This is a genomic window from Herbaspirillum sp. NPDC101397 (genome assembly GCF_044767325.1).
In the GTDB taxonomy this organism is placed as follows: domain Bacteria; phylum Pseudomonadota; class Gammaproteobacteria; order Burkholderiales; family Burkholderiaceae_D; genus Herbaspirillum.
Window position 1 is genome coordinate 164,338 of the sequence record NZ_JBIWNS010000008.1, and the last position, 12,908, is coordinate 177,245.

The following is a 12,908-nucleotide window of genomic DNA, read 5'->3' on the forward strand; positions in this document are numbered from 1 at the left end:
CCGGCGCTCCCTTCAACATCAATGCGGGTTGATTAAGCATATTGCACCTTCTTTTCCACATACTTGAACTGGATGACGGTCAGCAGGATCACGATCACCATCAGCACCACCGACTGCGCCGCGGCGCTGCCGAGATCGCCGCCCTTGAAGCCGTCGCTGAAGACCTTGTAGACCAGGATCTCGGTGTCCTTGCCGGGACCGCCGTGGGTGGTCGCTTCCACGATCGCAAACGTATCGAAGAACGCGTACACGATGTTGACCACCATCAGGAAGAACGTCGTCGGCGAGATCATCGGGAAGATGATCGTGAAGAAGCGCTTGACCGGACCGGCGCCGTCGATGGCGGCGGCTTCGATCAGCGATTTCGGGATCGACTGCAGGCCGGCCAGGAAGAACAGGAAGTTGTAGCTGATCTGTTTCCAGATCGCCGCAATGACGATCAGGGTCATGGCCTGGTTGCCGTTGACCATGTAGTTCCAGTTGATGCCGAGCCAGGCCAGCACGTGCGAGAGCAGGCCCAGCGAAGGACTCAGCAGGAACATCCACAGCACGCCGACCACCACCGGCGACACCGCGTACGGCCAGATCAGGAAGGTCTTGTAGATCGCCGCGCCCTTGACGACGCGATCGGCAAACACCGCCAGGATCAGCGACAGCACCATCCCGCCGACCGCGACCAGCACCGAGAAGATGGCCGTGGTGCCGAACGCCGCGAGATAACTCGGGTCGCCGAACAAGGCCGCGAAGTTGTCGAACCAGACGAATTCCGAATAGCCGCCGAAGGCGTCCTGCAGCAGCACCGATTGGTACAGGGCCTGCACTGCAGGCCAGAAGAAAAACAATATCGTGATCAGGATCTGCGGCGCGACCAGCGCATACGGCAGCCATGATGAAGTGAAGCGAGCGCGTTTTTCCACGATAGCTTATGTCCCTAAAAGCGGTGATTGAAGAGGATGTGTGATAACGATTACATCCCGCACCGGTAAGTTTTCCGAGCAGCTGAAAAATACATCGCCCCGGCGAACCGGGGCTGAGTGTCTTGCACAGGTCTTTCCTGAAGCGGCAGCGCGGCGAATCAACCTTGCCGCGCTGCGCTCAGCAGACTGTTTACTTGTTTGCTTTTTCGAAACGGGCCAACAGTTCGTCGCCACGTTTCACCGCGCTGTCGAGCGCTTCTTTCGGCGCCTTCTTGCCGGTCCAGACGTTTTCCAGTTCTTCGTCGATCACGGTGCGAATCTGTGCATAGTTGCCCAGACGGATGCCGCGCGACTTGTCAGTGGTCTTGACGATCATCTGTTTGACCGCGACGTCGGTGCCTGGATTGCGCTCATAGAAACCGGACTTCTGGGTGATTTCATACGCAGCCTTGGTCACCGGAAGATAGCCGGTTTCCTGGTGCCACTTGGCTTGCACTTCAGGCTTGGACAGGTAAGTGAAGAACTTCGCCACGCCCTTGTATTCGTCAGCCTTCTTGCCGCCCATGACCCACAGCGAAGCGCCGCCGATCACGGTGTTTTGCGGTGCACCCTGCACGTCGCTGTAGTAAGGCAACGGAGCTACGCCGAACTTGAACTTGGCGTTCTTGCGGATATCGGCATAGGCGGACGAGGAACCGGTGATGATGGCGCACTCGCCTGCATTGAACTTGGCGTTGGCTTCATCCTTGCGGCCGGCGTAGATGAAATAGCCTTGCTTGGCCCAGTTGGACATGTTTTCGATATGGCGCACTTGCAGCGGGCCATTGATCTTCAGGCGCGCATCGAGACCGCCGAAACCGTTGCTCTTGGATGCGGTCTCGGTATTGTGCCAGGCCGAGAACGATTCCAGGTGCACCCATGATTGCCAGGTGGTGGTGTAAGGACAGGTGATGCCGCTGGCCTTCATCTTGGCGGCCATACCAACGAAGTCCTGCCAGGTTGCCGGCGGCTTGTTCGGATCCAGGCCGGCCTTGGCGAACAGGTCCTTGTTATAGAACATGATCGTGGTCGAGCTGTTGAACGGGAAGGACATCATGCCCTTCGCAGTCGAGTAGTAACCGGAGACTGCCGGCACATAGGCGTTCTGGTCGAACTTCTCGCCGGCTTGCTGCATCACTTCGTAGACCGGCTTGATGGCGCCCTTGGAGTAAACCATGGTCGCTGTGCCGACTTCAAAAATCTGCAAAATGTTGGGTGCGTTGCCTGCGCGATAGGCGGCAATCGCAGCGGCCATCGATTCGTCGTAAGTGCCCTTGTAGACCGGCGTCACTTTGTAATCGGACTGGCTCTTGTTGAATTCGTCAGCCATGGTGTTGACGCGTTCGCCCAGGGCGCCGGTCATGGAATGCCACCAGGCGATGTCGGTAACCGCGAAGGCGGAAGTTGTCATTGTCGCCAGCAAAGCCGCAGCGGCAAAGGTTTTCACAGGGTATTTCATTAGGCAAATCCTCCCAAAAAGGTGACCGATGTTATCAAGTCATTGTGACTGTCTCGTTACACCGGTCGTACATTAGCGTCTAATGCCCGCCACGGCAAATAATTTCGCCTTTTTGAGCAAAAATTCACGAGCCATGTTACATCTGTTCACGGAGACCCCAATTACGTGAAAAAAATTTCCACGAAAAAGCCTCCGAATTTCGTCAAAAATCTCCCGTTTTTTACCCCTCGCCGACTTTTTTGAGCGCGCCTTTATAATGGCGCTTTCCTTTTTTGTCCACCTGACATGAATCGCCTGAACCTCTATTTCCGTCTTGTGCGCCTGCACAAACCGATCGGCATCCAGCTGTTGCTGTGGCCGACGCTGATGGCGCTGTGGTTTGCCGCCGACGGCCGGCCGGGTTGGCATATGGTGGCGATCTTCACGCTGGGTACGGTGCTGATGCGCTCGGCAGGTTGCGCGATCAACGATTACGCCGACCGCGATTTCGACAAGCACGTCAAACGCACCGTCGACCGTCCGCTCACGGCCGGCAAGATCCAGGGCTGGGAAGCGCTGATGGTGGCGGGAGTGCTGGCGCTGGCGTCATTCCTGCTGATCCTGCCACTCAATACGCTGACCAAGCAGATGTCGGTGCCGGCGCTGATCGTGGCGGCCAGCTATCCGTACTTCAAGCGCTTCTTCGCGATTCCGCAGGCCTATCTGGGCATCGCCTTCGGCTTCGGCATCCCCATGGGTTTCGCGGCGGTGCAAGGCCAGGTACCGATGGTGGCGTGGCTGATGCTGCTGGGGAATGTGTTCTGGTCGGTGGCCTACGACACCGCTTACGCGATGGTCGATCGCGACGATGACCTCAAGCTCGGCATGAAGACCTCGGCAATCACCTTCGGCCGCTTCGACGTGCTCGCGATCATGCTGTGCTACGTCGCGGCGCTGGGGATTTTCTGGGCGGTGGGCTGGCACTTCGGCCTGCGCACCTGGTTCTCGCTGGGCATGCTGGCCGCGGCCGGGTGCGCGGTATATCACTACACCCTGATCCGCACCCGCGACCGTGCCGGGTGCTTCAAGGCGTTCGTGCACAACAACTGGCTGGGCGCGCTGATGTTCGCAGGCGTCGCAGCGGATTACGCGCTGCGCTAGACTTTTAGCTGCGCGGCTTAGGCAGCAGCGGCACCGGGTTGAGCGCCTTGCCGTTGCTGCGGATTTCAAAATACAGCTTGACCATACGACTGTCGGTGTCGCCCATCTCGGCGATCTGCTGGCCGCGATTCACGGTCTGCCCTTCCTTGACCATGATCGACTTGTTGTGCGCATAGACCGACAGCAGCGTGCGGCTGTGCTTGACGATGATCATGTTGCCGTAGCCGCGGATGCCGCGCCCGGCGTACGTCACCTTGCCGGCTTCGGCCGCCCACACCGGCTGGCCCGGGGTGCCGGTGATGTCGATGCCCTTCAGGTTGCGGTCGGTGGTGGCGGTGAGCTTGCCCTGCGCCGGCCACATCCAGTCCAGGCGTTCGGCTTCGGCCGCAGACGGCGCCGCCGGCGCTGCGGATTCGGCTTCCTTCTTCGGTTCCGCCTTGCGTTCATGCGCCGCAGTTGTAGCTGCAGCCGGCTTTGCGCGCGAGACAGGCGCAGCCGCCACGGTCGCCGGTGGCTTCAACCGCAGCACATCTCCCGGATAGATTTCGTTCGCATCGGAAATCTTGTTCCACGCAGCGATGTCGTGATGATCCTTCCCGACGGTGCGAGAAATGCTCATCAGCGTGTCGCCCCGTTTCACCGTATACGAATCACCCTGATACGGCGCGCTGGCGCACGCAGTGAGCGCAGCGACAATCACGACACCAGCAACAACCGAAATATAACGAAGCACGTTCAAACTAATCCTTCCCAAACTCCTCCCCCAATTCTTTCCCTCTTGCGGCGGCGGCCTTGACCGCCGTCACGATATGTTCCGCCACGCCGGCACCTTGCATTGACGTCAATGCGGCATAAGTGGTTCCGCCCTTCGATGTCACGCGTTCACGCAACAGCGGCAGCGGTTCCGGCGAACGGATCGCCAATTCGACTGCGCCCGCGAAGGTTGCCTTGGCCAGCTCGACGCCTTGTTCGGGGCTCAGCCCCAGCTCGACGGCGGCCTTCTGCATGGCTTCCATGAAATAGAACACGTAGGCCGGGCCGCTGCCCGACACCGCTGTCACCGGATCGATCAGGTCTTCGCTGTCCAGCCACACCGTCGTGCCGACGGCGCGCAGGATGGCATCGGCGGCGGCGCGCTGCTCGGCGCTCACACCGTCCAACGCCACCATGCCGGAGATACCCTTGCCGATCAGCGCCGGCGTGTTCGGCATCGAGCGTACGATGGCCGGATGGTTGCCGAGCCAGCGCGACAGGTCGGCGCTGCGGATGCCGGCGGCGATCGACAACACCAGTTGCGTGCCGATGAACGGCTTGAGGCTGTCGGCCACCTGGCGCATCTGCTGCGGCTTGACCGCCAGCACGATGACGTCGACCTTGGCGAGCATGACGTCGACTTGCAGCGCGGTGGTGACGCCGAAACGCTGGTTCAGCTTTTCCAGCGACTCGGGGTTGAGGTCAACCACGTGGATGTTCTTGCCGTCGGTGAGCTTGCCTGCCAGACCGCCGATCAGTGCCGCAGCCATGTTGCCGCCGCCGATGAAACCTATCTTCAACATATGTTTTCTTCCTGTGGATGACTACGGATAGCTGCGAATAATTCTAGTGCGTCTGGCGTTGCCCGAAAATGGCCGTGCCGACGCGCACGATCGTGGCGCCTTCGGCGATGGCGGCGTCCATGTCGGCCGACATGCCCATCGACAAGGTGTCGCAAGCGATGCCGCTGTCGGTCAGCAACGCCGCCAATTCACGCAAGCGCCGGAACGCGGCGCGCTGTTCTGCCTCGACCTCGGTCGGCGCCGGAATCGCCATCAGTCCGCGCAGGCGCAGGCCGGGCATGGCGGCCACCGCGCGCGCCACCGGCAGCAATTCGTCGGGGGACAAACCGCTCTTGCTGTCTTCGGCGCTGATGTTGACTTGCAGGCAAATGTTCAGCGGCGGCAGCCCGGGCGGACGTTGTTCTGCCAGGCGGCGAGCGATCTTTTCGCGATCGACCGAATGCACCCAGTCGAAGTTTTCCGCAATCTGGCGCGTCTTGTTGCTCTGTATCGGTCCGATGAAATGCCAGGAGACCTGCGCTTCGGGCGCCGCCAGCTTGAGTGCGGCGATCTTGTCGAGCGCTTCCTGGACATAGTTTTCGCCGAAGGCGGCCTGCCCTGCGCGCACGGCTTCCAGTACGGACTCGACATCAAAGAACTTCGACACCGCGAGCAGCAGGATGTCTTGCGGATTGCGGCCGACGGCTTGCGCAGCGGCGGCAATGCGAGCGTTAACAACTTGCAACTGTTTTGCGATTGACGACATAATTCTTCGGTTCGGGGAGGGACAACGCTGTTTTTTCAGTCAGAGATTATAAATGGACATTCCCGACCTGCTCGCCTTTTCGGTCAAGAATCAGGCTTCCGACCTGCATCTTTCCACCGGTTTGCCGCCCATGCTGCGCCTGCGCGGCGATATGCGGCGCGTCAATTTGCCGGTATTGCTGGCGCAAGACGTCGACGACATGCTCGACGCAATCATGGATCCGGCCCAGGCCGAGAGCTATCGGCGCGACCTGGAGTGCGACTTCGCGGTCGACATCGCCGGCCTGGCGCGCTTTCGCGTCAACGCCTTCCATCAGGCGCGCGGTCCGGCGGCGGTCATCCGCACGATTCCGCACACGGTCCGCAGTCTGGCTGAACTTGATACACCGCCGGTGCTGGCCGAACTGGCGCTGCGCCGCCAAGGCCTGATCCTGGTCACCGGCCCCACCGGCTCGGGCAAGTCGACCACGCTGGCCGCCATGATCCGGCACATCAACGAACAGCGCCCGGCACACATCCTGACCATCGAAGACCCGATTGAATTCATCCACACGCCGGACAAGAGCCTGGTCAGCCAGCGCGCCGTCGGCGCCCATACGCACTCCTTTGCCAATGCATTGCGCTCGGCGCTGCGCGAAGATCCGGACGTGATCCTGATCGGCGAACTGCGCGACCTCGACACCATCCGCCTGGCGCTGACGGCGGCGGAAACCGGCCATCTGGTGCTGGCCACGCTGCACACCTCGTCGGCTGCAAAAAGCGTAGACCGCATTGTCGACGTGTTCCCCGGCGACGAGAAGGACATGGTGCGCAGCATGCTGTCGGAGTCGCTCAGCGCGGTGGTTTCGCAACTCCTGCTGAAGACCAAAGCCGGCGACGGCCGCATCGCCGCCCACGAAATCATGCTCGGCACGCCCGCCATCCGGAACCTGATCCGTGAAGGAAAAGTGGCGCAGATGGCTTCGATCATGCAGACCTCGGCCGGCGCCGGCATGCAGACACTGGACCATTGCCTGGGCGACTTGCTGCGCAGGGACCTGATCACGCCGGAGACTGCACGTGCGGCCTCCCGCACGCCCGGTCAGTTCGCCTGAAGCCGGTACACGGGCCATGGGCTATCATGGACAGCATTCCCATTCACTTCGACGAGGCCCCCATGCCCAGCATCTACGACTTCCATCCCGCCCTGCCCGACCAAACGCCGGCGGCGCTGGACCAATATCGCGGCAAGGTCGTCCTGATCGTCAACACCGCCAGCAAATGCGGTTTCACGCCGCAGTACCAGGGCCTGGAGAAGATTTATCGCGAGTTCAAGGACAAGGGTGTGGAAGTGCTCGGCTTCCCGTGCAACCAGTTCGGCGGCCAGGAGCCCGGCACGGCGGAAGAAATCGGCGCCTTCTGCGAAAAGAATTACGGCGTCAGCTTCCCGCTGTTCGCCAAGATCGACGTCAACGGCGACCAGGCCGATCCACTGTTTACCTACATCAAGGCGGAAGCCCCCGGCCTGCTCGGCAGCAAGGCGATCAAATGGAATTTCACCAAATTCCTGGTGCGCAAGAACGGCAGCGTGTTCAAGCGTTACGCGCCGGCCACCAAGCCGGAAGACATGGTGGCCGATATCGAAAAATTGCTGGCGGAGTAAGCTGGTTTAGTGCGCCTGGCAAATGCCGTCACCATACGGTGCGGCGGCAAACTCCGGCAACTTTTCGGCCGCTGCCGACAAGGCCGCCAACGCGGGATAGTGCTCCGCCGGCACCACATCGGCCACCAGTTGGCGGCTGAAGTACCAGGCCACGGCCGTAGTCAGCGTGGCCTGATCGATGGTGGCGCTGGTCACTGCGCGCGGCCGCTTGGTGAATTCCTCTTCCAGCGCCTTGTAAGCCTCCAACAATTGTCCTGATACACGCTCCAGCCAAGGTTCATGCAACTTCTCGGCAGGACGCAGCTTGTGCTCGTAGACGATCTGCACGCTCTTCTCACAGGCCGTCATCGCCAGCCCGATGATACGCAGCGCACGCTGCAACTCGCCCAAGTCGGTCGGCAGCAAACTGCGCTTCTTTTGTGGAAACGCTTCGGCGTATTGCGTGATCAGGATCGAATCCATCAGCACCGTACCGTCATCGCAGATCAATGACGGCGCCTTGACCAGCGGATTGATTTCGCGAAAACGGTCAAAGGTGCTGAACACCGAGATCGATTGATGTTCAAACGGCAGGCCGAGCAATTGCAGGGAAATGGCGGCGCGGCGGACGTAGGGTGAATCGAGCATGCCGATGAGTTGCACTTGGTTCTCCTTGAGGGGCGAAGTGGCTGGTGAGAAGTCTCGGGGCGTAAACATACCGCGAAATAAAAAAGGACGCCTTGGCGTCCTTTTTTCATCGAGAAAAAATCGATTAGTTCTTCGACTGGTCCACCAGTTTGTTGGCCTTGATCCAAGGCAGGCTGGACGGGGTTTCGCAAAGCAATGCTTTGCGCCGTCCTGCCCAGGGCACGCATGCTTGCGTGTCCTGAGATGATGCCCACGATCGCGGTCCGTGGTCGTGTTAGTTCTTCGACTGGTCCACCAGTTTGTTGGCCTTGATCCACGGCATCATCGCGCGCAGCTTCTCGCCGACGATTTCGATCTGATGTTCAGCATTGATACGACGACGCGACAGCAAGGTCGGTGCGCCGGCCTTGTTTTCCAGGATGAAGCTCTTGGCGTACTCGCCGGTCTGGATGTCGGTCAGCACTTGCTTCATGACCTTCTTGCTCTCTTCGTTGATGATGCGCGGGCCGGTGACGTATTCGCCGTATTCCGCATTGTTCGAGATCGAGTAGTTCATGTTGGCGATGCCGCCTTCATAGATCAGGTCGACGATCAGCTTCAGTTCGTGCAGGCATTCGAAGTACGCCATTTCAGGCGCGTAGCCGGCTTCCACCAGCGTTTCGAAACCGGCCTTGATCAGTTCGACGGTACCGCCGCACAGAACCGCTTGTTCGCCGAACAGGTCGGTCTCGGTTTCTTCGCGGAAGTTGGTTTCGATGATGCCGGCACGGCCGCCGCCGTTGGCGGTAGCGTACGACAACGCGACGTCACGGGCAGTGCCGGACTTGTCTTGATAGACCGCGATCAGATGCGGCACGCCGCCACCCTGGGTGTAGGTCGAACGCACGGTGTGGCCCGGGGCCTTCGGCGCGATCATGATGATGTCCAGATCGGCGCGCGGCACGACTTGACCGTAGTGGATGTTGAAGCCGTGCGCGAAGGCGACTGTCGCGCCTTGCTTGGCGTGCGGTGCTACGTTTTCTGCATAGACCTGGCCGATGTTTTCATCCGGCAGCAGGATCATGATGACGTCGGCGCCCTTGACCGCTTCGTTGACTTCGGCAACGTTCAGGCCGGCGTTCTTGGCCTTGTTCCACGATGCGCCATCCTTGCGCAGCGCAACGGTGACTTTGCAGCCGGAGTCATTCAGGTTTTGCGCGTGCGCGTGGCCTTGCGAACCGTAACCGATGATGGTCACGTTCTTGTTCTTGATCAGGGACAGGTCTGCGTCTTTGTCGTAAAAAACTTTCATGGTCTTCCTAACTTCCTCAAGGTGAGCGGAGCTCTTTTGTTTTGTCGTGTGGGCGCCGCCCGGAAGCGGCGCAATAAGTTTCGATCGATAGGTTTCGATCAGGCCGCGTACGACGCGAACTGCGTCGGCATGGCCTGGTCGCGCACGTGCGGAATATCCAGCTGGCGCAATTTGCGATACAGCGAGGCGCGGCACATTCCCAGTTGCCGCGAGGCGGCGGAAATGTTCCAGCGACTGCCGACCAGCGCATCGATAACGCGCGTGCGCTCGTCCCCGAGCGGGCCGCCTGATGGGCGCGGGAGGATATCGGCAGCACCGGCTTGTGGCAGGATGCTGCGGACGTTGGAGGCCGGAGAAATAGCCGGCCCCTCGTAGTGAATGGATAGCGAAGCGGATGGCGCGAACGTCTCCATCAGCTCTTCCGGCAGATCGCCGACCTCGATGCGGTCGCCGTTCATGACGGCGCAGCAGTAGCGGATCACGGCGTGCATCTGGCGCAGGTTACCGGGCCAGGCATAGGCCAGCATCTGCTGCAAGGCGGCCGGCGCGATGATGCCTTCATCAATGTCCGCACAGGACATTTCGTCGGAGATCATTTGCATGATCAAAGCGCGGCGGTCGGTGCGGCTGCGCAGCGACGGCAAACGCAGCACGCCGCCTGCAATGCGGTAATACAAATCCTCACGGAAGCGCCCTTGCGCCACCAGCGTTTTCAGATCCTGGTGCGTGGCGCAGATCAGGTGCACGTCGACCGGCACCGGATGCGCCGCGCCCAGCGGAATCACTTCGCGTTCGGACAGCACGCGCAACAGGCGCGTCTGCAAGGCGAACGGCATGTCGCCGATTTCGTCGAGGAACAGCGTGCCGCCGTCGGCCTGCTGCACCTTACCCTTCATGCCGCCCGGCAGCGCGCCGGAAAACGCGCCCTTGCAATAGCCGAACAGTTCGCTCTCGGCCAGGCTCTCGGGAATCGAAGCACAGTTGACCGCCACCCAGTTGGCGGCGCGTCGTTCGCTGTAGGCGTGCAGCGCGCGCGACAGGTATTCCTTGCCGGTGCCGGTTTCGCCGAGAATCAGAATCGGGATGTTGCGGTCGATCAGGCGCTTGCCGCGCGCGATCAGGTCTTGCATCTGCGGATCGCCGCCACAGAGTTCATCGAGTGAGCGATAGCGTGCGCTGCTGACATATCTGCGCGCCGTAGCGAGGTCTACCGTGGATGTCGGCATGATTTGTCTCCTGTCTATGAACTGCTTTTTCTTATGTGGCGGCGAGACCGGCTCGTGGCCGGATCACCTGGGAGTCAGTCGCAAGTAAGCTGACTCTGCGGCAAAGAATAGCCAGCTTGTTTAATAACTTCCAATACAATATAGGCACACAATTAATACCTTAAAGGTATCAAATGATCGAACTGCGCCACCTGACTTATTTCCGCACCGTAGCAGAAACCCTGCATTTCGGCCGCGCCGCCGAGCTGTTGCATATCTCGCAACCCCCGCTCACGCGCCAGATTGCGGCGCTGGAGAAGGAACTCGGCGTGCAGTTGTTCGACCGCAGCAAACGCAGCGTGCAGCTGACCGAAGCGGGCAAACATTTCTACCGGGACACTGCTGAAATTTTTCATGCACTGGAGCGCGCCCGCCGCAATGCCGTCAGCACCGGGGCCGGCAACAGCGGCGCGCTGCTGGTGGGGTTCATGATGTCGACCGCCTATAACATCCTGCCGTCGGTGACGCGCCACTATTCGGCAGCCTATCCCGAGGTCGACATGCGCCTGACCGAGCACGTGCCCAATCTGCTGGCGGTCGACATCAGGGAAGGCAAACGCGACGTCGGCATCATGTACCGGCCCGAGGATTGCAGCGGGCTGGACAGTCGCACGATCTTTTCCGAACCGCTGGTGGCGGTGCTGCCGAAAAACCACCGCCTGGCGACACGTGAAAAAATTTCAGCCAGGGATCTGGCCGACGATCCCTTCGTCAGCATCCCGCGCGCGATTGCGCCGGTGGTCTACGACCTGATCGTCAATTGCTGTGTGGCGGCGGGCTTTCGCCCGCGCATCAAGCTCGAAGCCAACCTGCAGCAGACCATCGTCAACCTGGTCGGCGAAGGCCTGGGCGTGGCGATGGTGCCGAACTCAATGCAGGCCATGCATCTGGAAACCACGGTTTTCAAGCCGCTGGTTGATGCGCCGGTGGTGGACGTCGCGGTGATCTGGAACAAGGACAACCGCAATCCCTGCATCCAGACCTTTGTGCAAACGGCGGAAGAAGTCTGGAGCGGGCTCAAGAATACCCAACCTACGCCGCCGCCTTCGCCGCCATCAGGCCGGACGCGACGACCTGCCCTCAGCCGTTTTTCAAAGAACTGAGCGCCAGCCGCAGACGCATGCTGCCGCCGCCGAGACTGCGCGCCAACTCCGCGCAGGCCGGATCGTAAGCCGCCGCGAGGTCCATGAGCGGCTGGGCGTTTTTGGGATCGTAGGGCGTGCCGATTTCATGGCCCTTCTCATGATTGTCCGAACGCGCCTTGTCGAACGGCACCCGGCTGCCGGCGAACTCGGCGTGGCTCTTCTCCCCACGCACATACGGCAACAACCATGTCACGCTGCGCGCCACCGACGCGCCATTCGGCGCCTGCCAGTGGTACAAGTCCTCGCCGTCTTCGGCAAACGCCAGCGCCAGCGTGACCAGCGGCCGCAAATCGTAGACGTGATACGACAAGGCATCGCGCTCGATGAAATCGATGCTCTCGCCATCAGGACGCAGGTTGTCGTTGATCTGGGTGCGGAAGCCATTCTTCGCATAGATGAGCAACTTGGCGTCGCCAATCGCGTAACCGATCAGGCCGACGATCTTCAGGCGATGGCTGTGCCAGTTGTTGGTGGCGGTCGGTCGCTTCAGCACACGCGAATCGATCTCGGCCTGTGCGATATTGCGCATCCACGTATCGATCCGGTCGCGCGCAGCGACCGGCAGATCGGCGCGCACAATACGGTAGCCGAAGATGCCCGGCTCCAGACCGGTTTCGTCGATGGGCTGGCCGGTGGGCTGGTTGCGTGCGGCCCAGGCATCGAGGAATTCACCCGCACGCGCCGCGTAGCGCGCGTCGCCCGTCACTTTGTAGGTCACGGCGAGCGCCTGGATCTTGTCCATGTCCTTGATGCTGGCGGCGGTCTTTCCCTTGATCGCGTCGCCCTGCAGGCGACCGCCGCTGGACAGTGTGGCAATCGGTTGCGGCGCGGCGGCGAGTGCTTCGTCGGCGATGCGGCGCTGGGCCGTCATTGCCTGTTTGAACGTCGGATCGCGACGCAACTGCTCCCACTGCTGCGACGACGGCCACAGGGATTGCGAGGAGGCGAACGGCGCTGCAATGAGCAGGCACAGCAGCGCGAGAAGATGGACAAAAGGACGACGAAAAACGTGCTGATCTGGCATGCAGTCACCGGGAAGGAAAAGGGATGAAAAACATTACACCCCATTCCTCCAACCGATGC

The 12,908-nt window shown here is 60.8% G+C and carries 13 protein-coding genes; 4 read left to right on the plus strand and 9 right to left on the minus strand.

Annotation, left to right across the window (positions count from 1 at the left end; all coding sequences use genetic code 11):
- Positions 1–32 precede the first annotated feature (32 nt).
- Positions 33–917: a sn-glycerol-3-phosphate ABC transporter permease UgpA gene (gene ugpA, locus ACIROW_RS19940; RefSeq protein ID WP_402278182.1), complete on the minus strand. Its 885-nt coding sequence runs from the start codon at positions 915–917 to the stop codon at positions 33–35.
- Between the two features lie 190 nt (positions 918–1,107).
- Positions 1,108–2,415 (minus strand): sn-glycerol-3-phosphate ABC transporter substrate-binding protein UgpB, encoded by a 1,308-nt coding sequence (gene ugpB / locus ACIROW_RS19945; protein ID WP_116434771.1) that lies wholly within the window; start codon positions 2,413–2,415, stop codon positions 1,108–1,110.
- A 285-nt stretch (positions 2,416–2,700) separates the two neighbouring features.
- Here ugpB and ubiA point away from each other — a divergent pair, with 285 nt between their 5' ends.
- Positions 2,701–3,555: a 4-hydroxybenzoate octaprenyltransferase gene (gene ubiA, locus ACIROW_RS19950; protein ID WP_402278183.1), complete on the plus strand. Its 855-nt coding sequence runs from the start codon at positions 2,701–2,703 to the stop codon at positions 3,553–3,555.
- Between the two features lie 4 nt (positions 3,556–3,559).
- Here the strand turns inward: ubiA and ACIROW_RS19955 are convergent, their stop codons facing one another.
- Genes ACIROW_RS19955 through ACIROW_RS19965 form a run of 3 tightly spaced genes read right to left on the minus strand, consistent with a single transcriptional unit; the run spans position 3,560 to position 5,856 of the window.
- Complete coding sequence (locus ACIROW_RS19955) at positions 3,560–4,288, minus strand: peptidoglycan DD-metalloendopeptidase family protein (RefSeq protein WP_402278184.1); 729 nt, start codon at positions 4,286–4,288, stop codon at positions 3,560–3,562.
- Between the two features lie 7 nt (positions 4,289–4,295).
- Positions 4,296–5,111 carry a pyrroline-5-carboxylate reductase gene (gene proC, locus ACIROW_RS19960; protein WP_402278185.1) on the minus strand — a complete coding sequence of 272 codons (816 nt, stop codon included), beginning with the start codon at positions 5,109–5,111 and terminating at the stop codon, positions 4,296–4,298.
- 43 nt (positions 5,112–5,154) lie between these two features.
- Positions 5,155–5,856, minus strand: a complete 702-nt coding sequence (locus ACIROW_RS19965; protein ID WP_402278186.1) for a YggS family pyridoxal phosphate-dependent enzyme — start codon at positions 5,854–5,856, stop codon at positions 5,155–5,157.
- Positions 5,857–5,908: 52 nt separating this feature from the next.
- Here ACIROW_RS19965 and ACIROW_RS19970 point away from each other — a divergent pair, with 52 nt between their 5' ends.
- Positions 5,909–6,949 (plus strand): type IV pilus twitching motility protein PilT, encoded by a 1,041-nt coding sequence (locus ACIROW_RS19970; protein WP_402278187.1) that lies wholly within the window; start codon positions 5,909–5,911, stop codon positions 6,947–6,949.
- Positions 6,950–7,011: 62 nt separating this feature from the next.
- Complete coding sequence (locus ACIROW_RS19975) at positions 7,012–7,497, plus strand: glutathione peroxidase (RefSeq protein WP_402278188.1); 486 nt, start codon at positions 7,012–7,014, stop codon at positions 7,495–7,497.
- Between the two features lie 6 nt (positions 7,498–7,503).
- On the opposite strand, the gene ACIROW_RS19980 is transcribed toward ACIROW_RS19975, so the two are convergent.
- From ACIROW_RS19980 to ACIROW_RS19990, 3 genes are all read right to left on the minus strand, one after another.
- Positions 7,504–8,139, minus strand: coding sequence for a glutathione S-transferase family protein (locus tag ACIROW_RS19980; RefSeq protein WP_402278189.1), 636 nt, complete (start codon positions 8,137–8,139; stop codon positions 7,504–7,506).
- Positions 8,140–8,398: 259 nt separating this feature from the next.
- Positions 8,399–9,415: a ketol-acid reductoisomerase gene (gene ilvC, locus ACIROW_RS19985; RefSeq protein WP_094564255.1), complete on the minus strand. Its 1,017-nt coding sequence runs from the start codon at positions 9,413–9,415 to the stop codon at positions 8,399–8,401.
- 98 nt (positions 9,416–9,513) lie between these two features.
- Positions 9,514–10,641, minus strand: coding sequence for a sigma-54-dependent Fis family transcriptional regulator (locus tag ACIROW_RS19990; RefSeq protein ID WP_402278190.1), 1,128 nt, complete (start codon positions 10,639–10,641; stop codon positions 9,514–9,516).
- A 173-nt stretch (positions 10,642–10,814) separates the two neighbouring features.
- Between ACIROW_RS19990 and ACIROW_RS19995 the strand changes: the two genes are divergently transcribed.
- Entirely contained in the window at positions 10,815–11,783 is a 969-nt protein-coding gene (locus ACIROW_RS19995; RefSeq protein ID WP_402278191.1) for a LysR family transcriptional regulator, read from the plus strand.
- On the opposite strand, the gene ACIROW_RS20000 is transcribed toward ACIROW_RS19995, so the two are convergent.
- Complete coding sequence (locus ACIROW_RS20000) at positions 11,761–12,849, minus strand: alginate lyase family protein (RefSeq protein WP_402278192.1); 1,089 nt, start codon at positions 12,847–12,849, stop codon at positions 11,761–11,763. The two genes, ACIROW_RS19995 and ACIROW_RS20000, sit on opposite strands and share 23 nt — an antisense overlap.
- Positions 12,850–12,908: the final 59 nt, after the last annotated feature.